At 70.9% G+C, this 24,087-nt stretch carries 20 protein-coding genes; 6 read left to right on the forward strand and 14 right to left on the reverse strand.

Going from position 1 to position 24,087, the window contains the following annotated elements:
* Positions 1-6 precede the first annotated feature (6 nt).
* Both ACIQOU_RS06535 and ACIQOU_RS06540 read left to right on the forward strand, forming a co-directional pair.
* Entirely contained in the window at positions 7-1,416 is a 1,410-nt protein-coding gene (locus ACIQOU_RS06535) for a phytoene desaturase family protein (protein ID WP_401534398.1), read from the forward strand.
* Positions 1,413-1,922 (forward strand): O-acetyl-ADP-ribose deacetylase, encoded by a 510-nt coding sequence (locus tag ACIQOU_RS06540; RefSeq protein ID WP_401534400.1) that lies wholly within the window; start codon positions 1,413-1,415, stop codon positions 1,920-1,922. The genes ACIQOU_RS06535 and ACIQOU_RS06540 overlap by 4 nt, the downstream gene beginning before the upstream one ends.
* Positions 1,923-1,952: 30 nt before the next feature.
* On the opposite strand, the gene ACIQOU_RS06545 is transcribed toward ACIQOU_RS06540, so the two are convergent.
* Genes ACIQOU_RS06545 through ACIQOU_RS06555 form a run of 3 tightly spaced genes read right to left on the reverse strand, consistent with a single transcriptional unit; the run spans position 1,953 to position 5,853 of the window.
* A complete protein-coding gene (locus ACIQOU_RS06545; protein WP_401534402.1) occupies positions 1,953-2,963 on the reverse strand; it encodes a LacI family DNA-binding transcriptional regulator in 1,011 nt (336 codons plus the stop codon).
* A 2-nt stretch (positions 2,964-2,965) separates the two neighbouring features.
* Positions 2,966-4,267: a glycoside hydrolase family 27 protein gene (locus ACIQOU_RS06550; protein WP_401534403.1), complete on the reverse strand. Its 1,302-nt coding sequence runs from the start codon at positions 4,265-4,267 to the stop codon at positions 2,966-2,968.
* 44 nt (positions 4,268-4,311) lie between these two features.
* Positions 4,312-5,853 carry an alpha-N-arabinofuranosidase gene (locus ACIQOU_RS06555; protein ID WP_401534404.1) on the reverse strand — a complete coding sequence of 514 codons (1,542 nt, stop codon included), beginning with the start codon at positions 5,851-5,853 and terminating at the stop codon, positions 4,312-4,314.
* 219 nt (positions 5,854-6,072) lie between these two features.
* Between ACIQOU_RS06555 and ACIQOU_RS06560 the strand changes: the two genes are divergently transcribed.
* The 3 genes from ACIQOU_RS06560 to ACIQOU_RS06570 all read left to right on the forward strand — a co-directional run bounded on the left by ACIQOU_RS06560 (position 6,073) and on the right by ACIQOU_RS06570 (position 9,028).
* On the forward strand, positions 6,073-6,564 hold the full coding sequence (locus ACIQOU_RS06560) for a hypothetical protein (RefSeq protein ID WP_401534405.1): 492 nt from the start codon (positions 6,073-6,075) through the stop codon (positions 6,562-6,564).
* A gap of 484 nt (positions 6,565-7,048) precedes the next feature.
* Positions 7,049-8,533, forward strand: coding sequence for an AlkA N-terminal domain-containing protein (locus ACIQOU_RS06565; RefSeq protein ID WP_401534687.1), 1,485 nt, complete (start codon positions 7,049-7,051; stop codon positions 8,531-8,533).
* 30 nt (positions 8,534-8,563) lie between these two features.
* Positions 8,564-9,028: a methylated-DNA--[protein]-cysteine S-methyltransferase gene (locus tag ACIQOU_RS06570; RefSeq protein ID WP_401534406.1), complete on the forward strand. Its 465-nt coding sequence runs from the start codon at positions 8,564-8,566 to the stop codon at positions 9,026-9,028.
* A gap of 323 nt (positions 9,029-9,351) precedes the next feature.
* Here the strand turns inward: ACIQOU_RS06570 and ACIQOU_RS06575 are convergent, their stop codons facing one another.
* Together ACIQOU_RS06575 and ACIQOU_RS06580 are read right to left on the reverse strand one after the other, a co-directional pair.
* Positions 9,352-9,846 (reverse strand): NUDIX domain-containing protein, encoded by a 495-nt coding sequence (locus ACIQOU_RS06575; protein WP_401534407.1) that lies wholly within the window; start codon positions 9,844-9,846, stop codon positions 9,352-9,354.
* A 143-nt stretch (positions 9,847-9,989) separates the two neighbouring features.
* Complete coding sequence (locus ACIQOU_RS06580; RefSeq protein WP_401534408.1) at positions 9,990-11,207, reverse strand: IS110 family transposase; 1,218 nt, start codon at positions 11,205-11,207, stop codon at positions 9,990-9,992.
* 431 nt (positions 11,208-11,638) lie between these two features.
* Between ACIQOU_RS06580 and ACIQOU_RS06585 the strand changes: the two genes are divergently transcribed.
* Complete coding sequence (locus ACIQOU_RS06585) at positions 11,639-12,757, forward strand: glycerate kinase (RefSeq protein ID WP_401534689.1); 1,119 nt, start codon at positions 11,639-11,641, stop codon at positions 12,755-12,757.
* Between the two features lie 81 nt (positions 12,758-12,838).
* On the opposite strand, the gene pssA is transcribed toward ACIQOU_RS06585, so the two are convergent.
* From pssA to ACIQOU_RS06630, 9 genes are all read right to left on the reverse strand, one after another.
* Complete coding sequence (pssA, locus tag ACIQOU_RS06590) at positions 12,839-13,657, reverse strand: CDP-diacylglycerol--serine O-phosphatidyltransferase (protein ID WP_401534692.1); 819 nt, start codon at positions 13,655-13,657, stop codon at positions 12,839-12,841.
* A gap of 22 nt (positions 13,658-13,679) precedes the next feature.
* On the reverse strand, positions 13,680-14,336 hold the full coding sequence (locus ACIQOU_RS06595) for a phosphatidylserine decarboxylase (protein ID WP_401534409.1): 657 nt from the start codon (positions 14,334-14,336) through the stop codon (positions 13,680-13,682).
* A gap of 170 nt (positions 14,337-14,506) precedes the next feature.
* Positions 14,507-15,712: an acyl-CoA dehydrogenase family protein gene (locus ACIQOU_RS06600; protein WP_401534410.1), complete on the reverse strand. Its 1,206-nt coding sequence runs from the start codon at positions 15,710-15,712 to the stop codon at positions 14,507-14,509.
* Positions 15,713-15,714: 2 nt separating this feature from the next.
* Positions 15,715-16,227, reverse strand: a complete 513-nt coding sequence (locus tag ACIQOU_RS06605) for a MaoC family dehydratase (RefSeq protein ID WP_401534694.1) — start codon at positions 16,225-16,227, stop codon at positions 15,715-15,717.
* A gap of 2 nt (positions 16,228-16,229) precedes the next feature.
* The gene (locus ACIQOU_RS06610) at positions 16,230-17,189 is read right to left on the reverse strand and encodes an HpcH/HpaI aldolase/citrate lyase family protein (RefSeq protein ID WP_401534412.1); all 960 of its coding nucleotides are present in this window, start codon (positions 17,187-17,189) and stop codon (positions 16,230-16,232) included.
* A complete protein-coding gene (locus tag ACIQOU_RS06615; protein WP_401534414.1) occupies positions 17,186-19,249 on the reverse strand; it encodes a protein meaA in 2,064 nt (687 codons plus the stop codon). Before ACIQOU_RS06615 ends, ACIQOU_RS06610 begins: the two co-directional genes overlap by 4 nt.
* A 17-nt stretch (positions 19,250-19,266) precedes the next feature.
* The gene (gene ccrA / locus ACIQOU_RS06620; protein ID WP_401534696.1) at positions 19,267-20,604 is read right to left on the reverse strand and encodes a crotonyl-CoA carboxylase/reductase; all 1,338 of its coding nucleotides are present in this window, start codon (positions 20,602-20,604) and stop codon (positions 19,267-19,269) included.
* A 461-nt stretch (positions 20,605-21,065) separates the two neighbouring features.
* The gene (locus ACIQOU_RS06625) at positions 21,066-21,968 is read right to left on the reverse strand and encodes a TetR family transcriptional regulator (RefSeq protein ID WP_401534415.1); all 903 of its coding nucleotides are present in this window, start codon (positions 21,966-21,968) and stop codon (positions 21,066-21,068) included.
* Between the two features lie 235 nt (positions 21,969-22,203).
* Positions 22,204-24,027, reverse strand: coding sequence for a 3-hydroxyacyl-CoA dehydrogenase family protein (locus ACIQOU_RS06630; protein WP_401534416.1), 1,824 nt, complete (start codon positions 24,025-24,027; stop codon positions 22,204-22,206).
* Positions 24,028-24,087 lie beyond the last annotated feature (60 nt).

Below are 24,087 nucleotides of genomic sequence, written 5' to 3' on the forward strand. Positions count from 1 at the left end.
CCGTCGATGCTCGATGCGGTCGTGGTGGGAGCGGGGCCGAACGGCCTGACGGCTGCCGTGGAGCTGGCCCGGCGCGGCTTCTCCGTGGCCGTCTTCGAGGCCCAGGACACGGTGGGCGGCGGCGCCCGCACCGAGGAACTGACCCTGCCGGGATTCCGCCACGACCCCTGCTCCGCCGCCCACCCCCTCGGGATCAACTCCCCGGCGTTCCGCGCCCTTCCCCTGGAGCGGTACGGCTTGGAGTGGCTGCACGCCGACCTGCCCATGGCGCACCCCTTCACCGACGGCACCGCCGCCGTGCTGGCCCGCTCGGTCGCCGAGACGGCCGCCTCCTTCGGGCCCCGGGACGCGGGCGCCTACCGCAGACTGGTCGCGCCGTTCCTGCCCCGGTGGGACACCCTCGTCAACGACTTCATGTCCCTGCCGCTCACCGCGCTCCCGCGCGACCCGGTCACGCTGGCCCGCTTCGGACTGACCGGACTGCCGCCGTCGACGCTGCTGAGCCGCCGGTTCCGGGACGAGCGGGCGCGGACCCTGTTCGCCGGGCTCGTCGGCCATGTCATGGCCCCGCTCTCCGGGTTCGCCACCGGCGCCATCGGCCTGGTCTTCGCGCTCGCCGCACACGCCCGGGGCTGGCCGGTGGCACGCGGCGGTTCCCAGTCCATCTCCGACGCGCTCGCCGGGTACCTCACCGACCTGGGCGGCGCGATCCACACGGAGTACGAGGTCAAGCGCCTCGACGACCTGCCGCCCGCCCGCGCCTACGTCTTCGACACCTCACCCACCGCCCTCGCCCGCATCGCCGGACTCGGCCGCGCCTACGCGCACTACCGCTACGGCCCCGGCGTCTTCAAGATCGACTACGCGCTCGACGGCCCCGTGCCCTGGACCGCCGAGGCCCCCCGCCGCGCCACCACCGTGCAGATCGGCGCGGACAGCGAGGAGATCGGCACCGCCCTGCACGACGTCTCCCGGGCCGGGCGCGCACCCGAACGGCCCTTCATGATCACGGTGCAGCCGAGCATCGTCGACCCGAGCCGGGCCCCCGAGGGCAAGCAGGTGTTCTGGGCGTACGCGCACGTCCCCAGCGGCTGGACCGGCGACCTCACCGACATCATGGAACGCCAACTGGAGCGCTTCGCCCCCGGGTTCCGCGACCGTGTCCTCGCCCGCGCGACCGCCGGACCCCCCGAACTCGCCGCCCGCAACGCCAACTACGTCGGCGGCGACATCGGCTCCGGCGCCTTCACCGGCCTCCAGACCCTGATGCGGCCCCGGCCCTCCCTGTTCCCCTACAACACCCCGCACCCGGCCGTCTTCCTCTGCTCGTCGGCCACCCCGCCGGGACCCGGCGTGCACGGCATGTCCGGCCACAACGCGGCGAAGGCCGTGTGGAAGAGGCTGCGCGCGGCATGACGACCCTCACCCTCGTCCAGGGCGACATCACCGGCATGCGTGTCGACGCGATCGTCAACGCGGCCAACTCCTCCCTCCTCGGCGGCGGCGGGGTCGACGGCGCCATCCACCGCCGGGGCGGCCCCGAGATCCTCGCCGCCTGCCGCGCCCTGCGCGCCTCCCCCTACGGCAAGGGCCTCGCCACCGGACAGGCGGTGGCGACCACCGCCGGTGCGCTGGACGCCCGTTGGGTCATCCACACCGTCGGCCCGGTGTACTCGCGCACGGAGGACCGGTCGGCGCTCCTCGCCTCCTGCTACCGGGAGTCCCTGCGCGTCGCGGACCGACTCGGCGCCCGCACCGTCGCGTTCCCCGCCGTGTCCGCCGGAAGCTACGGCTGGCCGATGGACGACGCCGCCCGCATCGCCGTCGACACCGTGCGGGCTACGGAGACGACGGTCACCGAGGTCACGTTCGTCCTCTTCGACGAACGGGCGTACACGGCATTCGCCGCGCACCGGGGGTGACCCTTCCCAGGGCCCGACCGGCACGCCTGTCTACCCCGACGCCGTCGACTCCCGTTCCACCAACCTGAACGTGCTCACGAACTCCCTTTGCGGCGTGGCCAGTTCAGGGTGCTCGATGCGGGCCGTCAGCAGGGTCACCGCCTGGTCGGCCATCCGGTCGTGGTCGGGGTCGACGCTGGAGAGGGACGGAACGGTGTACGCGCTCTGTTCCACATTGTCGAAGCCGATCACCTTGACCTCGTCCGGCACCCGCACCCCCGCGTCGGCCAGGCCGCGCAGGACGCCCGTCGCGACCGTGTCGGTCACGCAGAACACGCCGTCGACGTCGAGCCCGCCCGCCGCCCACTCCCGCGCGCAGCGCGCGCCCCCCTCCAGGGTGAGGTGCTCCACGTGCCGGACCAACGCCGGGTCACCGGGGTGACCGGCCTCCGCCAGGGCCCGCCGGTACCCGGTCAGCCGCAGGCCGGACGCGTCGACCTCCTCCGTCGGGGGGCCGCACACGATCGCGACCCGGCGGCAGCCCCGTTCGACGAGATGGCGGGTCGCGGCATGGGCGGCGGCCACGTTGGGCATGGCGACGTGGTCGACGGGGCCGCCGAAGATGCGCTCACCGAGGATGACCAGCGGGTGGTCCACCCTGAGCCACTCGACGTCGGCCGGGCCCATGCCCACGGTCGCGAGGATGAGCCCGTCGTAGAGCCGGTTGCGGGAGAGGGACAGCGCCTCCAGCTCGTTCTCCCTCACCGCGCCGGTCTGTTCGACGCTCACCCGCAGGCCGTGCCGGGCCGCCGCGCCGATGATGGCGGACGCCAGCCGGCCGTAGTACGGGCGGTCGATCTCCGGAACGGCGAGGCCGATCGTGCCGGTGCGGCCCTTGCGCAGGTTGCGGGCGGCGACGTTGACCCGGTAGTCGAGCCGGGCCATCGCCGCCAGGACCCGTTGCTTCGTGGCCGGTCGTACGTTCGGGTGGCCGTTGATGACGTTGGACACCGTCATCGCCGACACCCCCGCCTCCCTGGCCACGTCCTGGATGGTCGCCACGCTCACTCCTGCCGCTGGTCCTGCCCCAGACGGTAGAGGGCGGCGCCATGGGCGGGCAGCTCGACGGTGATTCCGCGGCCGTCGTGCGCGAGGTCGCGGTGGGTCCACAGTTCGCGGACGTGGTCCGAGGGGCGGGCGCAGATCGAGCCGAGCGGCACGTCGACCCGGCGTGCCTCGTCGGCCAGCGAGAACACGGCCGCGTACCGGGTGCGGCCGTCGGTGTCCTCGGCGGTCCACAGGACGAGGTCGCCCTCGCGCAGCACCTCACGGTTGCCGGTGCTGTGCCAAAGGACCTCCAGCGCCTCGTCGTTGGTGAGCAGCTCGATGGTCTCCGGCGGGCTGGTGGGCAGGTCGCCGCCCATCATCAGCGGGGAACGGGAGATCAGCCACAGCGTGAGCAGGCTGATCTGCTCGTCGCGGGTGAGCGCGCACATCCGGTCCGCGCCACGCTCGGCGCGGATGCCGATGTGCCCGAGCGGCAGCATGTCCGCGTCCGCCCAGCCGCCCTCGCCCTGCCAGGGCGCCCACCGCGCCATCCGCGCGAACTGCGCCTCGACGTCCTCCCACCGGTCCCACAGGTCGTCGCAGACCCGCCACATGGTGGCGTTCTCCCGCAGATGCCCGAGGTGCGCCACGGAGACATCGGTGCCGGGGGAGAGGCTCAGCTCGATCGGGCGTCCACTGCGCTCGATCGCCAACGCGTAGGCGGCGATCTCCCGTTCGTGGTAGGGGAAGAGCATGTCGTCGGCCTTCACGAAGTCGACGCCCCACGCCGCGAACTGCGCCACCTGCGAGTCGTAGTAGGCCTGGGCGCCCGGATGGTCGTGGTTCAGGCCGTAGTTGTCGGAGTTCCACGGGCAGACCGACCCGGTGTCCGCGATCTCGTCGGCGGTGAACTCCGTTCCCAGCACGGGCAGTCGAGCGGCCACCGCCCGGCGCGGGATGCCCCGCATGATGTGCACCCCGAACCGCAGCCCCCACCCATGCACCCGCTCCGCCAACGGTCCAAAACCAGAACCGTCGACCGCCGACGGAAACCGGTTGGGCGCGGGGAGTTGACGTCCGTGACCGTCAAGTACCAGCGGGGCGTCCGCGTTGTAGCCGTGCGCCCGGGCGGTGGGCTCGTACCACTGGATGTCCACGACCACCGTGTCCCAGCCGTGCGGCAGCAACGCGGCGTGCAGGAAAGCCGCGTTGGCGAGCACCTCTTCCTCGGTGACGGTGGTGCCGTAGCAGTCCCAGCTGTTCCAGCCCATCGGCGGACGCGAGCGGCGGTCGGGGAGCGGGCGGACAGGTCGGTTCATGAGCGGTGGTCTCCCGTACGGGTGCGAAGGACAGGGGGGCGTGGTCAGCGTTCGACGTCGCTCAACTCCGCCTGGACGGTGAGGAACGAGTGCGCGGGCAGCGTCAACACCAGCCCGCCGTCCGTGGACATGAGGCCGTCGAACGGCTGCGGGGCGACCGTGTCCGACGAGGCGGGGGAGTTGTGGTCCTGGAGCCGGCCGGACGTCAGCAGGCGGGCCCTCGGCGCGCCGACCGTTCCGCCCCGCAGGTCGAGCCGCACCTCGACGGGCCGCTCCGCGTCCAGGTTGGTCAGCGAGACGAGGAGCGTGCCGTCCTTGACGCTGGCCGACGCCGACAACGTCTCCAACTCCGCCTCCCCGACGGCCCGTCGAGCCCCGGGCGCCCGCAGGTGCACGGCGAGCGACGTGGCGTCCTGGTGCCCCTTGTTCATCTCGAACACGTGATAGGTCGGCGTCCGCACCAACGCGTCGCCGTCGGTGAGCAGCATCGCCTGGAGCACGTTCACCGTCTGCGCGATGTTCGCCATGTACAGCCGCGCCGCGTGCCGGTGGAAGATGTCGAAGTGGGTGCTGGCCACCAACGCGTCGCGCAGGGTGTTCTGTTGGAACAGGAACCCTGGGTTCGTCCCCGGCTCGACGTCCCACCAGGTGCCCCACTCGTCCAGCACCAGGCCGACCGTGCGGCCCCGGTCGTAGACGTCCATGACGGCGGAGTGACCGGCGAGAATCCGGTCGACGCCGCGTGCCGCCAGCATCGTCCGGTAGTAGTCGTCGGTGTCGAAGTCGGTGGCGCTGCCCTTCGCCTCCCAAGGGCCCGACAGCGTGTAGTAGTGGACGGAGAGGGCCTGGAAGAAGTTTTTCGGGGTGGCCTCGCAGCCGAAGCAACTGATCTGCCGCATCAGCGTCTCGGTCCACTTGTAGTCGTCGTCGGAGGCGCCCGACGCGATCCGGTACAGCGTGTTGTCGCCGTGGTCGCGGCAGTACGTCGCGTACTGCCGGGCCAGGTCGGCCGAGTACTCGGCGCGCATGTTGCCGCCGCAGCCCCAGGTCTCGTTCCCGATGCCCCAGAACGGCACCCGCCACGGCGCGTCCCGGCCGTTCTGCTTGCGCAGCCGCACCATCGGGCTGTCGCCGTCCCGGGTCAGATACTCGACCCACTCGCTCATCTCGCGCACGGTGCCGCTGCCGACGTTGCCGCTGATGTACGGCTCCGCGCCGAGGAGTTCGCACAGCGCCAGGAACTCGTGCGTGCCGAAGTGGTTGTTCTCCTCGACGTTCCCCCAGTGCGTGTTGACCATCCGGGGCCGCTCCTCGCGCGGCCCGATGCCGTCCCGCCAGTGGTACTCGTCGGCGAAACAGCCGCCCGGCCAGCGGAGGTTGGGGATGTTCAGCGCCCGCAGCGCCTCGACGACGTCGAGCCGGATGCCGCCCTCGTTCGGGATGGGCGAGTCCTCCCCGACCCAGAAACCGCCGTAGACACAGCGCCCGAGATGCTCGGCGAAGTGGCCGTACAGATGACGGCTGATCGTCGGCCCCTCGATGTCGAGGTTGATGACGGCGGTGGCGGCGACGGCGCTGGTGGGCATGCGGAAATCCCCCTCCGGCAGACCGGGAACCGGCGCTGCCTCGGCTTCGGATGCGTGCGTGCGGGAGGCTGTTTGTATCGATAAAAAGCTGGCATGGGAGTTCGCGTCGCGTCAAGAGGGTCATGTCACCCGATCGGCGTAACCGAAATGGCCGTGCGGGTCCGGCGGGCCAAGGCTCGGAGGCAGTCGACAGCGGGGGCAGCCGAAAGGATCACTGCCATGACGCAGCATGCGACGCGACCGCCCGGAACACCGACCGACGGCAGTGAAGGGTCGTGGTCGGGCGGCGCGCGGAGAGCCCCGGAGCCACCCCGGCACGGTGGCAGCGGCTGGGTCAACGGCGGTGTCGTCTTCGCCGGGGTCCTGATGCTGTGCAGCGGCGTCCTCGCCGTGCTCGAAGGCATCTCCGCGCTCTCCTCCGACTCCGTCTACGGCCGCGTCGGCGGCTACGTCTACGAGCTGAACCTCAACGGCTGGGGCTGGATTCACCTCGTCCTCGGCGCGCTGGTCGCCATCACAGGACTGGGCGTCCTCAAGGGCGCGACCTGGGCGCGGTTCCTCGGCATCTTCCTGGTCGCGCTGAGCCTGATCGCGCAGTTCCTGTTCCTGCCCTATCTGCCGGTGTGGTCGGTGGTCATGATGGGCATCGACGTGTTCGTCATCTGGGCACTCGCCTCCCAGCAGGAATCGGCCGGCCGCAGGGCCGTCTGAGCCGGGCGGCAGGGCCGTCCGAAGCGGGCGCCGGTCGCGGAGCCGAGGTCAGGCCGCGCGACCGGCGCCGCCATGTGCGGGCGGGGGGTGTGGCTGGCGGGGGCGCGGTGTCGGGGTGGACGTGGCCGAGGTCTGGTTGAACGTCGGGTTCGGTCGGGGTGGCCGAGGGCTGGTGGGGCATGACGTTCGCTCGGGGTGGGCGAGGTCTGGTGGGGTTTGAGGTCAGGTCGGGGGCGGCCGGGGTGTTGGGTGGGTGTCACGGCCGGGCGGGCGGAATGTCAGGCCGGGCGCCGTGTGCGGGCGGGTGCCCTGTCCGGTTGGTCGTGGGCGTCTCGTCGCGGGGACGTCCGGTGGGTGGTCGGTGTTTCGGCGGAGGGGGTGTGTCCGGTCGGATTCGGACAGGTGCAGGGCACATGAGGTCGATGTCGGATTCTCGCCAGCCCGGGACCGTCGGATCGTCGATGCTGGACGCATGCAGAACGGGATGCACACCGACACCGAGCGCTGCGTACGGGCCGTCCGGTCCAAGGACGCCCGCTTCGACGGCTGGTTCTTCACGGCGGTCCTGACCACCCGCATCTACTGCCGGCCCAGCTGCCCCGTCGTGCCGCCCAAGCCCGAGAACCTGACGTTCTACCCGAGCGCGGCGGCCTGCCAGAGCGCCGGGTTCCGGGCCTGCAAACGCTGTCGGCCCGACACCAGCCCCGGTTCCCCGGAGTGGAACCAGCGCGCCGACCTGGTCGCGAGGGCGATGCGGCTGATCGCCGACGGCGTCGTGGACCGTGAGGGCGTTCCCGGCCTCGCCGCCCGCCTCGGCTACAGCACCCGGCAGACCGAACGCCAGCTGCTCGCCGAACTCGGTGCCGGTCCCCTCGCCCTGGCCCGCGCCCAACGCGCCCAGACCGCACGGGTGTTGATCGAGACGACGCCGCTCCCGATGGCCGACGTCGCCTTCGCGTCCGGCTTCGCCTCCATCCGCACCTTCAACGACACCGTCCGCGAGGTCTTCGCCCTCACCCCCAGCGACCTGCGCACCCGCGCCACCCGAACGGCGAAGAGTCACCCGGCGGCCCCCACCACCCCGGGCACGCTCACCCTCCGCCTGCCCTTCCGCGCCCCGCTCACCCCGGACAACCTCTTCGGCCACCTCGTCGCCACCGCCACCCCCGGCGTGGAGGAGTGGCGGGCCGGTGCCTACCGCCGCACCCTCCGCCTGCCCTACGGCCACGGCATCGTCGCGCTCACGCCCCGCCCGGACCACATCGCCTGCCGCCTCACCCTCAGTGACCTGCGTGATCTGACCGTCGCCACCAGCCGCTGCCGCCGGATGCTCGACCTCGACGCCGATCCGGTCGCGATCGACGAGCAGCTCCGTGCCGATCCGGTGCTCGCGCCCCTGGTCGACAAGGCGCCCGGGCGGCGGGTGCCGCGCACGGTCGACGAGGAGGAGTTCGCCGTGCGGGCGGTCCTGGGGCAGCAGGTCTCCACGGCGGCCGCGCGCACCCACGCGGGCCGTCTCGTCACCGCTCACGGTGAGCCCGTCGACGATCCCGAGGGCGGCCTCACCCATCTCTTCCCGACGGCGCGGGCGCTGGCCGGGCTCGACCCCGAGTCCCTCGCGATGCCCCGCACCCGTCGCACCACCTTCACCACCCTGGTGAGCCAACTCGCCGACGGGTCGCTCCACTTGGGGCCCGACAGCGACTGGGCCGAGACCCGTGCCCGGCTCCTGGCGCTGCCCGGGTTCGGGCCCTGGACGGTCGACGTCATCGCCATGCGGGCCCTCGGTGACCCCGACGCATTCCTCCCCACCGACCTCGGAGTCCGGCAAGCTGCGCGGGAGTTGGGGCTGCCGTCCACGCCCGCGGCGCTCACGGGGCGGGCGGCGGGGTGGCGGCCCTGGCGGGCGTATGCCGTCCAGTACCTGTGGGCGACCGGCAGCCACCCGATCAACTTCCTTCCTGAGTAGGGGCATTCGATGTCTAGGCAGCACACCCTGATGGACAGTCCGTACGGTCCGCTGACGCTCGTCGCCGACGACGGGGTTCTGTGCGGGCTCTATATGACCGATCAGCGGCATCTGCCGCCCCTGGAGACGTTCGGGCCGCGCGACGGTTCGGGGTTCGGGCAGGCCCTGGAGCAGCTGGCGGCCTATTTCGCCGGGGAGTTGAAGGAGTTCTCGCTTCAACTCCGGTTGCGTGGAACGCCGTTCCAGCGGGCCGTGTGGGAGCAGCTGCTTGCGATTCCCTATGGCGAGACGCGGTCCTACGGGCAGCTTGCCGATGCGCTCGGCAATCCCGGGGCGTCCCGGGCGGTCGGCCTTGCCAACGGGAAGAATCCGGTCAGCATCATCGTGCCGTGTCATCGGGTGGTCGGGGCGGGGGGTGGGCTCACGGGGTATGGGGGTGGGCTTGCCCGTAAGCGGCGACTGCTTGATTTCGAGGGCGGGGCGGCGTTGTTCTGACGGCAGGTGACGGGGCGCCCACGGGGGTGGGGGGTGTTCGCCGTGGGCGGGTGCGGCGCCGTTGTGGCTGGTCGCGCAGTTCCCCGCGAGGGCCTGGCGGCAGGTGACGGGGGCGCCTACGGGGGTGGGGGGTGTTCGCCGTGGGCGGGTGCGGCGCCATCGTGGCTGGTCGCGCAGTTCCCCGCGCCCCTTTCCGGCGTTGCTGGGACCGGTGTTGGCTCTGCCGGGTCGGCTGGTCGCGCCCGCGCGGCGGAGCCGCAGATTGATACAGTCCCGCGCCCCTTTTGCGGCGTTGCCGGGACCGGTGTTGGCTCTTTGGGGTGTCAGGGGACTTGGTGGCCGTTTTCTAGTTCTGCTGTGCCCTTGTTGGTGGTGAGGACGTGCAGGGCGGTCAGGACGCGGCCGGCCAGGGAGCCGGAGAGGTGGGTGGGGAGGTCTTCGTGGGGGACCAGGCGCCAGGAGAGGAGTTCCTCCTCCTGGAGGCGGATCGCCTTGAGGTCGGCGTCGGTCAGGACGCCGCCGTCGTACAGGTACGCCACCCCCGGCGGATGGCCCGAACCCTGCACCCAGTCCACCGCGAGCAGCCGGCCCGGCTCACGGTCGAGGCCGATCTCCTCCGCCGTCTCCCGGCGGGCGCCCTGCCTCGGGGTCTCGCCGTCGTCCGACTCGACCGTGCCGCCGGGCAACGCCCAGCCCTCCCGGTAGTTCGGCTCGACGAGCAGCACCCGCCCCTGCTCGTCGCGGAACAGGACGGCGGCGCCGGCGAGGATGCGGGGCAGCCCCGCGATGTACGTGGCGAAGTCTTGGGTGGTGGCCATGGGGGAAGGGTAGCCAGCCCCGCCGACCTCGCCGCTCGGCGTTGGGCAACGGGCCTGGTCCGCAAGGCGGTTCGGGGGGGGTGCCTCTATGTCCTTCGTCAAGGCGCCCCTGTCGGGTTTGGGGTGATTGGGGCTTGCTGGGGTCATGCGGCGAGTTCGACGTCCGCGGGGGTGCGGGGTTCGTAGAAGGTGCCGTCGCGGAGCATGGCGAACAGGACGCTGATGCGTTGGCGGGCGAGGCGGAGGAGGGCCTGGGTGTGGGTTTTGCCGCGGGTTCGCTGGCGGTCGTAGTAGGTGCGGGAGGCGGGGTCGGCGTTCATGCAGGCGAAGGCGGAGAGGAACATGGCGCGTTTGAGCTGGCGGTTTCCGCCTCGTGGGGCGTGTTCGCCGTGGATCGAGGTGCCGGACGACTTCGTGGTCGGGGCGAGGCCGGCGTAGGAGGCGAGGTGGGCGGCGGTGGGGAAGCTGGTGCCGTCGCCGACGGTGACCAGCAGGACGGCGGCGGTCCTGACGCCGACGCCGGGCATCGACGTCAGGACCGGGGAAAGAGGGTGGGCCTCCAGCAGGGCGTTGATCTGGGCTTCCAGGGCCCGGCGCTGGGTGTGGACGGCGGCGAGCGAGGCGGCCAGGGAGGGCACGACGATGTCGAGGGTGCCGGTCCCGGGGACCACGACGGTCTGCTCGTCGAGCGCGTCGAAGACGTCGTCGATCAGCCGCTGGGCCATGCGCGGGGCCTTGGGCCGGATGAGCTCGACGAGTCTGCGGCGGCCGGCTTTCCGCAACGACTGCGGGGAGCCGTGGCGTTCCAGCAGCCAGGTGACGGCCTGGTGGTCGAGGCGGGGGCCCAGGACGCGTTCCAGCGACGGGTGGAACTGGGTGAGCAGGCCGCGTATCCGGTTGCTGGTGCGGGTGGCCTCGGCGGCGAGGTCCTGGTCGAAGCCGACGAGGACCGTGAGTTCGGCGGTGATCTCGTCGGTGAGCTCCAGTGAGCGCAGGGTGTGCGGGATGGTGCGGGCTGCGTCCGCGATGACCGCGGCGTCCTTCGCGTCGGTCTTGGCCTCGCCCGGATACAGGTCGGCGATCCGCCGCATCGCGAGTCCGGGCAGGTAGGCGACCTTGCAGCCCGCGTCCCGGGCGACCGTGAGCGGGAGGGCTCCGATGGATGCGGGCTGGTCCACGATGACCAGGACGGTGCCGAACTTCGCGGCCAGCTTGTCGAACACCGCCCGCAGTTTCGGCTCGCTGTTGGGCAGCTGCTTGTCGAAGACCTTCTTGCCGGCCGGAGTCAGCCCGTGTCCGTGATGGGCGCTCTTGCCGACGTCCAGGCCGAGGAACACGCCCACGTCTTCGGTGTCGAACATCGCGCCCTTTCCGGGGTGTTGAGCGTGCCGGCCTTGGCGGAGGTGTCGTACGCGCGCATCCACGTTATGCAGACCTGCCGCCCGCGAGCTGTCCGGCATTGCGCCGGACCGGGTGGTGGCCGGACCTCTCATCAGCGTCTCCGACGACACCTCACGAGCCCGGTGACACCACCCCCCAGGTCATGCCTTCGACAGGGGGACACAGTCATACCGGGCCCGGAGGCCAGCGGCCCTCTTGCAGGACCGCGAAAAACATAACGGGGGGGGCGGGCGCACAGCTCGTCCTTCGGGGGTTCTCAAGATCGGGGTGGGGCATGGCGGTGCGGCCCGGGTCCGGTTAAGGTCGCAGCGGCGCGACCGGCCCGACACGTGTCGGGCCCGGAGAGCAAGGGGAACACAAGGTGGCGGATGGCCGGGCGGGCGAGCAGCGGGTGCTGGTCGCCGCGGACAAGTTCAAGGGGTCGCTGACGGCCGTGCAGGTCGCCCAGCGGGTGACGGCCGGGCTGCACCGGGTCGCGCCGCACGTCGAGGTGGCCTCCCTGCCGGTGGCCGACGGCGGCGACGGCACCGTGGACGCGGCGGTCGCGGCCGGTTTCGAACGGCGTGAGGTGCGGGTCGCGGGGCCGCTCGGGCAGGAGGTGACGGCCGCGTTCGCGCTGCGCGAGGACACGGCCGTCGTCGAGATGGCCGAGGCGAGCGGTCTGCAACGGCTGCCCGCCGGCGTCTTCGCCCCGCTCACGGCGTCCACCTACGGCTCGGGCGAGCTGCTGCGGGCCGCTCTGGACGCGGGCGCCCGCACGATCGTGTTCGGCGTCGGCGGCAGCGCCACCACCGACGGCGGCGCCGGGATGCTGTCCGCGCTGGGCGCACGCTTCCTCGACGCCGACGGGGAGCCGGTGCCGCCCGGCGGCGGTGCCCTCGCCGACCTGGCCACCGCCGACCTGTCGGGACTCGACCCACGGCTCGGCTCCGTCGAACTGGTGCTCGCCAGCGACGTCGACAACCCCCTCACCGGACCGAAGGGCGCGCCCGCCGTGTACGGGCCGCAGAAGGGCGCCTCGCCGGACGACGTGCAGGCCCTGGACGAGGCCCTCGCCCATTACGCCAAGGTCCTGGAGAGCGCGGTCGGTGCTCGCGCCGCCGAGCAGGCCACGGCGCCGGGTGCGGGCGCGGCGGGCGGCATCGGGTACGGGGCCCTGCTGATCGGCGCCCGGTTCCGTCCCGGGATCGACGTCATGCTGGACGTCCTCGGTTTTGGACCTGCCCTGGACCGTGCCGACCTGGTGATCACCGGGGAGGGGTCCCTCGACGAGCAGACCCTGCACGGCAAGGCCCCGGCGGGCGTCGCGGCGGCGGCCCGGGCGGCCGGCAAGGAGGTCGTCGCGGTCTGCGGACGGCTCGCCCTGCAACCGGCGGCGCTCGGCGGGGCCGGCATCCGCCGCGCCTACCCGCTGACCGACGTCGAACCCGACCTCGCCGTCTGCCTCTCGGACGCCGGGCCCCTCCTGGAGCGGGTCGCCGAGCAGATCGCCCGGGACTTCCTGGTCTGAGGGCGACGGCAGCCCAGGTACGCACGCGAAAGGGCCCCGGGTCGAGATGACCCGGGGCCCTTCACCGTCGTTGCGCGGTCGCTACGGGAGCTGGGCGGCGCGTGCCTCGCGGCGGTTGCCGCGGAAGTTGTTCACCCGGCGGGCCGTGGCGAACAGCGGGATCACCGCACCCATCACCAGCTGGAGCGCGCAGCCGGTCTGGAGCAGCAGCTGACCGCTGGGCGCGTCGAACGCCCATCCGGCGAGCAGGCCCATCGACAGCACGATCCACGACAGCATCGCCACGGCGAGGCGGCCGCGCGGCTTCGGGTACTCGACCCGGCTCACCATCAGCCAGGCGGTGCCCAGGATGGCCAGGAGCGTCGCCACGAAGGGCAGCTCCAGGAGCACGATCGAGACGACCGTCAGCGCGCCGAACGGGCTCGGCATCCCCTGGAACACCCCGTCACGCGGCGTCACACACGAGAAGCGGGCCAGCCGCAGGACGACGGCCAGGAGCACCACGATTGCCCCGAGCGCCGCCATTCTCTGGTGAGCGTCGTCGGCGACCATGCCGTAGACGAGCACGAAGTACGCGGGGGCCAGCCCGAAGCTGATCAGGTCCGAGAGGTTGTCCAGCTCGGCGCCCATGGGGGAGGAGCGCAGCTTGCGCGCCACCAGCCCGTCGAAGAGGTCGAACACCGCCGCGCAGAGCATCAGGATGACCGCCGTGGCCGCGCTGTGGCGGGCCATGCCGGACTCCTGGCTGCCGACCAGGTGCGGGATGAGGATGCCCGTGGTGGTGAAGTACACCGCCATGAAGCCGCACGTGGCGTTACCGAGGGTCAGGGTGTCCGCTATCGACAGGCGCAGAGAGAGGGGCATCTCCGCCTCGTCGTCGGCCTCATCGGCCTCGGGCACCCAGCCCGCCTGTGTCTCCGGATCAATCACGGTCAATGCGAGTCACCCCAGCCACCGTCTTCTGACCGACCTCGACCGCGACCTCCACGCCCTCGGGCAGGTAGATGTCGACGCGCGAGCCGAAGCGGATCAGGCCGATGCGGTCACCCTGCTCGACCTTGGTGCCCTGCGGCACGTAGGGGACGATGCGTCGAGCGACGGCGCCGGCGATCTGGATCATTTCGATGTCGCCGAGTTCGGTGTCGAAATGCCAGACTACGCGCTCGTTGTTCTCGCTCTCCTTGTTGAACGCCGGAACGAACCCGCCAGGGATGTGTTCGACCGAGGTCACGGTGCCGGCGAGAGGTGCGCGATTGACGTGGACATTGAGCGGGCTCATGAAGATCGCGACGCGGGTCCGTCCGTCCTTCCACGGCATGATGCTCTGCACCACACCGTCGGCGGGCGAGATGACCCGGCCCTGCGCGATCTCGCGCTCGGGGTCGCGGAAGAACCACAGCATGCCCGCCGCGAGCGCGGTGGCGGGCACGGCCACGGCCTTGGCAGCGCCACTGCGTCGGGCGCGGACCAGGCTGAGGGCTGCGGTGGCGACGGTCGGAAGAAGCCACGGCGATGCTCCGCGCGCGAGGCGTACGCCGACCAGGCTGTCGCGAGGTGCAGAGGTTTGGCTGTGGGGCATGGATGACCTTCGTAGCGGATGATGCCGCGCTGTGACGGGGGACGGCGGCTTTCCCGGGATCGTACCGGGCGTGAGCCACAACTGGGCAAGCCAGGAAGCCGAGTCGGCGCCTGAACGGCGTTGACGGGGTGTGATTCTCTTCTCCAAGAAAACACCCCGTATCCGGGCAATCAGCCCTGGAATCGATACTCTTCGAGCAGCCTGCGACCGATGATCATTTTCTGGATCTCGGCGGTACCTTCACCGATCAGCAGCATCGGCGCCTCGCGGTAGAGGCGCTCGATCTCGTACTCCTTGGAGAAGCCGTAGCCGCCGTGAATCCGGAAGGCGTCCTCGACGACCTCTTTGCAGTATTCGGAGGCGAGGTACTTCGCCATCCCCGCTTCGAGGTCGTTTCGCTGCCCGGAGTCCTTTTTGCGTGCAGCGTTCACCATCATCGCATGGGCCGCCTCGACCTTGGTGGCCATCTCCGCCAGCTTGAACTGGATGGCCTGGTGCTGAGCGATGGCCTTGCCGAAAGTGTGCCGTTGCTGTGCGTATCGGACGCCCAGTTCGAAGGCACGGTGAGCGACCCCGCAGCCACGCGCGGCGACATTGACGCGGCCCACTTCAACGCCGTCCATCATTTGGTAAAAACCTCGCCCGGTGACGCCGCCGAGCACCCGATCGCCCGGAACCCGCAGGTCGTCCATGATCAACTCGGTGGTGTCGACGCCCTTGTAGCCCATCTTGTCGATCTTCCCGGGGATCGTGAGGCCGGGGCGGACCTCGCCGAAACCGGGCTCCTTCTCCACGAGGAACGTCGTCATCGACTTGTGCGGAGCCGTGCCCTCGGGGTGTCCTTCATCACTTCGGACGAGAACGGCGACCAGACTTGACGTTCCGCCGTTCGTCAGCCACATCTTCTGACCGTTCAGGACGTAGTCGTCACCGTCCCTGACCGCCTTCGAGGTGATGGCCGACACGTCCGAGCCGAGCCCCGGCTCCGACATCGAGAACGCGCCCCGGATGTCACCGGCCGCCATGCGCGGCAGGAAGTGGTCCTTCTGCTCCTGGGTGCCGTGCTGCTTGAGCATGTAGGCCACGATGAAGTGGGTGTTGACGATCCCGGACACGGACATCCAGCCGCGCGCGATCTCCTCCACACACAGCGCGTAGGTGAGCAGCGACTCGCCCAGACCCCCGTACTCCTCCGGGATCATCAGGCCGAACAGGCCCAACTCCCGCAGCCCGTCGACGATGTGCTGCGGATACTCGTCGCGGTGTTCGAGGTCGGTGGCGACCGGGATGATCTCCTTCTCCACGAAGTCCCGGACGGTGGCGAGGATCTCCCGCTGGACATCGGTGAGACCGGCGGTCTGGGCGAGTCGCGCCATGGCTACTTCTCCGTCTGCTTCGGCTCCGGGCGGCCGGGCTGCTCGCCGCCGCGCTCCTTGATGTACGTCTCGGTCGGCACCATCACCTTGCGGCGGAACACGCAGACCACCGTGCCGTCCTGCTTGTAGCCCCGGGTCTCGACGTGGACGATCCCGCGGTCGCTCTTCGACCGCGACGGCGTCTTGTCGAGGACCGTCGTCTCGCCGTAGATCGTGTCGCCGTGGAAGGTCGGCGCCACGTGCCGGAGCGACTCGACCTCCAGGTTGGCGATCGCCTTGCCCGACACGTCCGGCACCGACATGCCGAGCAGCAGCGAGTAGACGTAGTTGCCCACCACGACGTTCTTGCCGAAGTCGGTGGTGTTCTCGGCGTAGTGGGCGTCCAGATGGAGCGGGTGGTGGTTCATGGTGAGCAGGCAGAACAGGTGGTCGTCGTACTCCGTGACCGTCTTGCCTGGCCAGTGCTTGTAGACGGCCCCGACCTCGAACTCCTCGTAGGTGCGCCCGAACCGCATGCTCACGCCTCCGGGATCTCGAAGGAACCGGTGCGCTTCAGGCCGGCCGCCCGGCCCTTGCCCGAGATCACCAGCGCCATCTTGCGGCTGGCCTCGTCGATCATCTCGTCGCCGAGCATCGCGGACCCCTTCTTCCCGCCCGCCTCGGACGTGTAGTAGTCGTACGCGTCGAGGATCAACTCGGCGTGGTCGTAGTCCTCCTGGGACGGCGAGAAGATCTCGTTCGACGCCTCCACCTGGCCCGGGTGCAGCACCCACTTGCCGTCGAAGCCGAGCGCGGCGGCCCGTCCGGCGACCTCGCGGTAGCCGTCCACGTTGCGGATCTGGAGGTAGGGGCCGTCGATCGCCTGGAGGTTGTGGGCGCGGGCGGCCATCAGGATCTTCATCAGGATGTAGTGGTAGGCGTCCGCCGGGTAGCCGGGCGGCTGTTCGCCCACGACGAGCGTCTTCATGTTGATCGACGCCATGAAGTCGGCAGGACCGAAGATGATCGTCTCGATACGTTGACTGGCTTGAGCGATCTCATTGACGTTGTTGAGGCCCTGTGCATTCTCGATCTGCGCCTCAATGCCGATCCGGCCGACCTCGAACCCCATCGTCTTCTCGATCTGCGTCAACAGCAGGTCCAGGGCGACGATCTGCTGGGCGTTCTGCACCTTCGGCAACATGACGCAGTCAAGGTTGTGGCCCGCGCCTTCCACCACCGTCACGACGTCCCGGTACGTCCACTCGGTCGTCCAGTCGTTGACGCGCACGACCCGCGTCTTGCCCGTCCAGTCACCTTCGTTGAGGAACGTGACGATGGTGTGGCGCGCCTGCGGCTTGGCGAGCGGCGCGCACGCGTCCTCCAGGTCGAGGAAGACCTGGTCCGCCGGCAGGCCCTGGGCCTTCTCCAGGAAGCGCGGATTGCTTCCCGGCACCGCGAGACACGAGCGGCGCGGGCGCAGACGGTCGAGGGTCATGCGAGGACCTCCAAGGGGTCGAGCTGGTTCGCTGTGCGGATCTCGTCGACGATACGGCCGATGATCGCGGTGATGTCGAAGTCCTTCGGGGTGAACACCGCGGCCACCCCGGCGGCCCTCAGCCGCTCGGCGTCGCCGTTCGGGATGATCCCGCCGGCGATCACCGGGATGTCGTGCGCGCCGGCCTCGCGCAGCCGTTCCAGCACGTCCGGCACCAGGCGGGCGTGCGAGCCGGACAGGATGGACAGGCCGACCGCGTGCACGTCCTCGGCGAGGGCGGCGTCCACGATCTGCTCGGGCGTCAGCCGGATGCCCTGGTAGACCACCTCGAACCCGGCGTCACGCGCGCGTACCGCGATCTGCTCGGCGCCGTTGGAATGCCCGTCCAGGCCCGGCTTGCCGACCAGGAACCGCAGCTTGCCGACGCCCAGGTCCTTCGCGGTGTGGTCGACCCGCCGGCGCACCACCGCCAGCGCCGAGCCCTCCTCGGCCGGGACCGCCACCGGCGCGGACGACACCCCGGTCGGCGCCCGGAACTCGCCGAACACCTCGCGCAGCGCCCCCGCCCACTCGCCGGTCGTGACCCCGGCGCGGGCGCACTCCAGGGTGGCCGCCATCAGATTCCCGGTGCCCTGCGCGGCCTCCTTGAGCCGCTCCAGCGCCTTGCAGGGACGCGGATGGTTGAACGGCGGCTGGTAGCGCGTGTCCCGCCAGGTGCCGAGCGACGCGACGACCGTCGCCTCCACCGCCGGGTCGACCGTCTGGACGGCGGTGTCGAGATCGGCGGTCAGCGGGTTCGGCTCGGTCGTCTCGAAGACGTTGACGCCGACGATCTTCTCCTGACCCGACTCGATACGGGCCCGGCGCTCGGCGTGCGAGGACACCAACTGCGCCTTGAGATAGCCGGATTCGACGGCGGCCATCGCGCCGCCCATCTCCTCGATCCGCGCCATCTCCGCGAGCGACTCCTCGACCAGCGCGCTCACCTTCGCCTCGATCACATGCGAGCCCGCGAAGATGTCCTCGTACTCCAGCAGGTCGCTCTCGTGCGCCAGCACCTGCTGGATACGCAGCGACCACTGCTGGTCCCACGGCCGGGGCAGCCCCAACGCCTCGTTCCACGCCGGGAGTTGAACGGCACGCGCGCGGGCGTCCTTCGACAGGGTCACCGCCAGCATCTCCAGCACGATCCGCTGGACGTTGTTCTCCGGCTGCGCCTCCGTCAGACCGAGGGAGTTGACCTGGACGCCGTAGCGGAACCGGCGTCGGCGCGGGTCGCCGATGCCGTAGCGGTCCCGGGTGACCTGCTCCCAGATGCGGCCGAACGCCCGCATCTTGCACATCTCCTCGACGAACCGCACCCCGGCGTTGACGAAGAACGAGATCCGCCCGACCACATCACCCCTGCGGTCCTCGGGGATCTGCCCGGACGCGAACACCGCGTCCAGCACGGCGATCGCGGTGGACATCGCGTACGCGATCTCCTGGACCGGCGTGGCTCCCGCCTCCTGGAGGTGGTAGCTACAGATGTTGATCGGGTTCCACTTCGGCAGGTGGTGGACGGTGTAACAGATCATGTCGGTCGTCAGCCGCAACGAGGGCCCCGGCGGGAACACATGGGTGCCCCGCGACAGATACTCCTTCACGATGTCGTTCTGGGTGGTGCCCTGGAGCTCGGCGAGGTCCGCGCCCTGCTCCTCCGCGACGACCTGGTAGAGCGCGAGGAGCCACATCGCGGTGGCGTTGATCGTCATCGAGGTGTTCATCCGCTCCAGCGGGATGTCCTCGAACAGCCGCCGCATGTCGCCGAGATGGGCCACCGGCACTCCGACCCGGCCGACCTCGCCGCGCGCCAGGACGTGGTCCGCGTCGTAGCCGGTCTGGGTCGGCAGGTCGAACGCCACCGACAGACCCGTCTGCCCCTTGGCGAGGTTGCGCCGGTACAGCGCGTTGGACGCCTCGGCGGTGGAGTGCCCGGCGTAGGTGCGCATGAGCCACGGCCGGTCCTTCTGCTTCGGCTCTTTTTCCCGCTGCGCGGGCGCTGTCTGACGCTCACTCATCGATGCCCCCGGTGTCCTCAGATGTCGCGGAAACGGTTGATGGCGTCGAGGTGCGTCGCGCGCAGCTCCGCGTCCCGCACTCCGAGCCCCTCCTCGGGGGCCAGGCACAGCACGCCGACCTTGCCCTGATGGACGTTGCGGTGCACGTCGTGGGCGGCCTGGCCGGTGTCGGTGAGGGGGTAGACCTTGGAGAGCGTCGGGTGGATCTTGCCCTTGGCGATCAGCCGGTTGGCCTCCCACGCCTCGCGGTAGTTGGCGAAGTGCGAGCCGACGATCCGCTTCAGGGACATCCACAGGTACCGGTTGTCGTACTCGTGGGTGTAGCCCGAGGTGGAGGCGCAGGTGACGATCGTGCCGCCCTTGCGGGTGACGTAGACGGAGGCGCCGAAGGTCTCCCGGCCCGGGTGCTCGAAGACGATGTCGACGTCCTCGCCGCCGGTCAGCTCACGGATGCACGTGCCGAACCGCTTCCACTCACGCGGGTCCTGACGGTGCTCGTCCTGCCAGAACCGGAAGTCCTCGGCGGTCCTGTCGATCACCGCCTCGGCGCCCATCGCCCGGCAGATCTCCGCCTTCCGGGGGCTGCTGACCACACAGATCGGCGTGGCGCCGCCCGCCAGCGCGAACTGCGTGGCGTACGAGCCGAGTCCGCCGCTCGCGCCCCAGATCAGCACGTTGTCGCCCTGCTTCATCCCGGCGCCGTTGCGCGACACCAGCTGCCGGTAGGCGGTGGAGTTGACCAGCCCGGGGGAGGCGGCCTCCTCCCAGCTGAGGTGCTGCGGCTTCGGCATCAGCTGGTTCGACTTGACCAGCGCGATCTCCGCGAGGCCGCCGAAGTTGGTCTCGAAGCCCCAGATGCGCTGCTCCGGGTCGAGCATCGTGTCGTTGTGCCCGTCCGACGACTCCAGTTCGACGGAGAGACAGTGCGCGACGACCTCGTCGCCGGGGTGCCAGGCGTTGACGCCGGGTCCGGTGCGCAGCACGACGCCCGCGAGGTCGGAGCCGATCACGTGGTACGGCAGGTCGTGACGCCGGGTCAACTCGCTGACCCTGCCGTACCGTTCGAGGAATCCGAACGTCGACAGCGGCTCGAAGATCGACGTCCAGACGGAGTTGTAGTTGACGGAGGAGGCCATCACGGCCACCAGGGCCTCGCCCGGGCCCAGTCGGGGCACCGGCACCTCGTCCAGGTGGAGCGACTTGCGGGGGTCCTTCTCGCGGGTCTCGATGCCCGCGAACATGTCCGTCTCGTCCTTGTGCACGGTGATCGCGCGGTACGACTCGGGCAGCGGCAGTGCGGCGAAGTCGTCCGGGGTCGAGTCCGGCGACTGGATCGCGTCCAGGATGTCCTTCACGGTCACGGTATGGCCTCCGGCGAAACGGCGCCCTTGAGGAGGACGCGGGGACTACGGCGAAGCTGAGGGAAGGGGGTGCGGGTACGCCTTCGGTGCGGCGGTGAGGGTGTGGCGGTGCCGTCGGTGGGGCGGTACGGGGGTGCGGCGGCGCTTGGTGGCGCGGGAGGTTCGCCTGTGACGCAGGCGTCCGGGCGCGACGGCCGAGGGCCGCCGGGGACAGTCGGCGTACGCGAGGTTCTGGTGCGCCGGCCGCCCGGACACCCTCAACGTATGACACGCCGTGTCAGCCTGCAAGGCACTGAGTGCCATCAATCGCTCTCATGTGAAATCTTTACGCAACAAATGAGCGATGATCGATCGAACAGGGTCGGGCATCCCTCGGAAAACCCGCCCTGACATGGCAGAACGGCCACCCCGAAGGATGGCCGTCAACGCGTGCGCGCAGGGATTGCACGGGGGATTCAGCGGTCCCTGAGCGCCTCTTCGATCGTCCGCATGACCTCGTCCAGCGGGGCGTCCGTGCGGGCGACCGTCACCAGGACCTCGCCCTGCGTGGAGACCGCCGCGGACGTCGCCGTCCTCGGTGGCGCCGAGCGGCCGGCGCCGATGCCCGTCCCGAAGGTCTTCCGCACGATCCCGAAGGCGTGGTCCAACTGCGCCTCCACATCGCCCTGTCCGCCCGCCCGCAGCCAGCGCCGCAGCACGTGGTTGTGGGCGGTGACGACGGCCGACGCGGCGACCTCGGCCAGCAGCGGGTCGTCGTTGGCGTCGTCGTCGTGCGCGTGCTCGTCGAAGTGGCCCAGCAGGTAACGGGTGAAGAGGCGTTCGTAGCGGGCCACCGACGCGATCTCCGCCTCGCGCAGGGTGGGTACCTCGCGCGTCAGCTTGTAGCGGGCGACCGAGATCTCCGGCTGCGCCGCGTACATCCGCATGACTTCCTTGATGCCCCGGCACACGGTGTCGAGCGGGTGCTCGTGCGGTGGCGCCGCGTTGAGGACGGCCTCCGCGCGGACCAGGGTGTCGTCGTGGTCCGGGAAGATCGCCTCTTCCTTGGAGCGGAAGTGTCGGAAGAACGTGCGGCGGGCTACTCCGGCCGCGGCGGCGATCTCGTCGACGGTGGTTGCCTCGTAGCCCTTGGTGGAGAACAGCTCCATCGCCGCTGCGGCCAGTTCTCGGCGCATCTTGAGGCGTTGAGCGGCAGCGCGGGTGCCTGCGGCGCTGGGGGCGGTTCCGGGGCCGACGCCGACGCCGACGCCGACGCCGGGGCCGGCACCCGTGCCGGGGGGTGTGGCTGTGCTTTCCGGGGTGTCGGGGGTGGGGCGGGGGGTCCTGGCGGGCTGGGGCATGAGGTGAACGTACTGCATTCGTGTGGGTGTCCGCGTGGGGTGGGGTGTGTGGGTGGGTGCGGCGCTGTTGTGGCTGGTCGCGCCCGCGCGGCGGAGCCGCATATCGATACAGCCCCGCGCCCCTTACAAGCACAAGCAGGGCGTCGCCCGTCCCATGCCTTCAGGGGCTCGCGTCCCCCGGGTGAACGACACGCGCCCGCCGTGTCCTCGTGGGCTCGCGCCCCCCTGGGGGATGTCAGGGGGGCCGGGGTGGTTAGTTTTTGGGGTGTTCTCTGAAGCCTCGGCCGGATTTTTGGCCCAGGCAGCCTGCTGCCACCAGGTGTTCCAGGAGGGGGGCCGGGGCCAGGCCGGGGTCGCGGAAGGCTTGGTGCAGGACCTTTTCGATGGCCAGGGAGACGTCCAGGCCGACGACGTCGAGGAGTTCGAACGGGCCCATCGGGTACCCGCCCCCCAGCTTCATCGCGGCGTCGATGTCGTCGAGGGACGCGTAGTGCTCCTGCACCATCTTGATCGCGTTGTTGAGGTACGGGAAGAGCAGGGCGTTCACGATGAAGCCCGCCCGGTCGCCGCAGTCCACCGGGTGCTTCTTGACGCCGGCGCAGAGGTCGCGGACGGTCGCGTGGGTCTGGTCCGACGTCAGGACCGTGCGGACGACCTCGACGAGTTTCATCGCGGGCGCCGGGTTGAAGAAGTGCATGCCGATCACGTCCTGCGGGCGCGAGGTCGCGCGGGCGCACGCGACGACGGGCAACGACGAGGTGGTGGTCGCCAGCACCGCACCCGGCTTGCACACCTTGTCCAGGGTGCCGAACAGCTGCCGTTTGACGTCCAGGTCCTCGGCCACCGCCTCCACCGCGAGATCGACGTCGGCGAACGCGTCGTACGTACCCGCCGGGGTGATCCGGTCCAGGACCCGCGCCGCGGCCTCCGCGCTCAGTCGGCCCCGGTCGACCGAGCGGGCCAGCGACGCGCCGATCCTGGCCTTGGCGGCCCGCGCCTTCTCGTCGCCCCGCGCGGCGAGCACGACGTCGTACCCGGCCTTGGCGAAGACCTCGGCGATCCCGGACGCCATGGTGCCCGAACCGGCCACGCCGACCGAGCGGACCGCACGTCCCGGGGCCGGGCCGCTGCCGGTGAGCGGGGTGAGCGCGTCCGGCACCACGGTGGCGCTGCCCGCCGTCGCGTACGTGTAGAAGCCGCGCCCCGCCTTACGTCCCGTCAGGCCCGCCTCGCTGAGCTGCCCCAGGATCGGCGCGGGCGCGTGCAGCCGGTCGCGGGACTCGGCGTACATGGCCTCCAGGACCGTTCGCGCGGTGTCCACGCCGATCAGGTCGAGCAGCGCCAGCGGCCCCATCGGCAGCCCGCAGCCCAGCCGCATCGCCGCGTCGATGTCCTCCCGGGAGGCGTACCGCGCCTCGTACATCGCGGCGGCCTGGTTGAGGTACCCGAACAGCAGCCCGTCCGCCACGAACCCGGGCCGGTCGCCGACCGCGACGGGCTCCTTGCCCAGGTCGAGCGCGAGGCGGGTGACGGCGGTGACGGCGGCCGGCGCGGTCAGCACCGAGGAGACCACCTCGACGAGCTTCATGGCGGGCGCCGGGTTGAAGAAGTGCAGCCCCAACACCCGCTCGGGGCGCCCGGATTCGGCGGCGAGACGGGTGACGGAGAGGGCGTTGGTGCCGGTGGCGAGGATGGTGTCCGGGCGCACGACGGCGTCGAGTTCACGGAAGATCCGCTGCTTGATCTCGTACGACTCCGGGGCCACCTCGATGACGAGGTCGGCGTCGGCCGCCGCCCGCAGGTCGGTGGAGGTGCGGACGCGGGCCAGCAGGTCCGCCCGCTCCGGCTCGGTCAGCCGGCCCCGGGCCACGGCGCGGGCGGTGGTGGCCTCCAGGGCGGCGACGGCGCGGACGGCGGCGGCCTCGCTGATGTCGATGCCGACGACCTCACGGCCGGCCCGGGCGAGGACCTCGGCGATGCCGGTGCCCATGGTGCCGAGGCCGACCACGGCGACGGTGTGCGGGGTGCGATCAGGGGCGGGAGACAAGGGGGACAGCGGGGACAGGGGAGAGGCCATCGCGGGACTCCAGGAAAGGGTGACGACGGGGACCGCGCCCGGACGCCGAGGGCACGGCCG

This window comes from Streptomyces sp. NPDC091279 (assembly GCF_044757465.1).
GTDB lineage: Bacteria > Actinomycetota > Actinomycetes > Streptomycetales > Streptomycetaceae > Streptomyces.

Bases quoted from the DNA above. Each gene is read 5' to 3' on its own strand.
- ACIQOU_RS06535 (WP_401534398.1), top strand. From the start codon at position 7: ATGCTCGATGCGGTCGTGGTGGGAGCGGGGCCGAACGGCCTGACGGCT.
- ACIQOU_RS06540 (WP_401534400.1), top strand. From the start codon at position 1,413: ATGACGACCCTCACCCTCGTCCAGGGCGACATCACCGGCATGCGTGTC.
- ACIQOU_RS06550 (WP_401534403.1), bottom strand. From the start codon at position 4,267: ATGAACCGACCTGTCCGCCCGCTCCCCGACCGCCGCTCGCGTCCGCCG.
- ACIQOU_RS06555 (WP_401534404.1), bottom strand. From the start codon at position 5,853: ATGCCCACCAGCGCCGTCGCCGCCACCGCCGTCATCAACCTCGACATC.
- ACIQOU_RS06560 (WP_401534405.1), top strand. From the start codon at position 6,073: ATGACGCAGCATGCGACGCGACCGCCCGGAACACCGACCGACGGCAGT.
- ACIQOU_RS06565 (WP_401534687.1), top strand. From the start codon at position 7,049: ATGCACACCGACACCGAGCGCTGCGTACGGGCCGTCCGGTCCAAGGAC.
- ACIQOU_RS06570 (WP_401534406.1), top strand. From the start codon at position 8,564: ATGGACAGTCCGTACGGTCCGCTGACGCTCGTCGCCGACGACGGGGTT.
- ACIQOU_RS06575 (WP_401534407.1), bottom strand. From the start codon at position 9,846: ATGGCCACCACCCAAGACTTCGCCACGTACATCGCGGGGCTGCCCCGC.
- ACIQOU_RS06580 (WP_401534408.1), bottom strand. From the start codon at position 11,207: ATGTTCGACACCGAAGACGTGGGCGTGTTCCTCGGCCTGGACGTCGGC.
- ACIQOU_RS06595 (WP_401534409.1), bottom strand. From the start codon at position 14,336: ATGCCCCACAGCCAAACCTCTGCACCTCGCGACAGCCTGGTCGGCGTA.
- ACIQOU_RS06600 (WP_401534410.1), bottom strand. From the start codon at position 15,712: ATGGCGCGACTCGCCCAGACCGCCGGTCTCACCGATGTCCAGCGGGAG.
- ACIQOU_RS06605 (WP_401534694.1), bottom strand. From the start codon at position 16,227: ATGCGGTTCGGGCGCACCTACGAGGAGTTCGAGGTCGGGGCCGTCTAC.
- ACIQOU_RS06610 (WP_401534412.1), bottom strand. From the start codon at position 17,189: ATGACCCTCGACCGTCTGCGCCCGCGCCGCTCGTGTCTCGCGGTGCCG.
- ACIQOU_RS06615 (WP_401534414.1), bottom strand. From the start codon at position 19,249: ATGAGTGAGCGTCAGACAGCGCCCGCGCAGCGGGAAAAAGAGCCGAAG.
- ACIQOU_RS06625 (WP_401534415.1), bottom strand. From the start codon at position 21,968: ATGCAGTACGTTCACCTCATGCCCCAGCCCGCCAGGACCCCCCGCCCC.
- ACIQOU_RS06630 (WP_401534416.1), bottom strand. From the start codon at position 24,027: ATGGCCTCTCCCCTGTCCCCGCTGTCCCCCTTGTCTCCCGCCCCTGAT.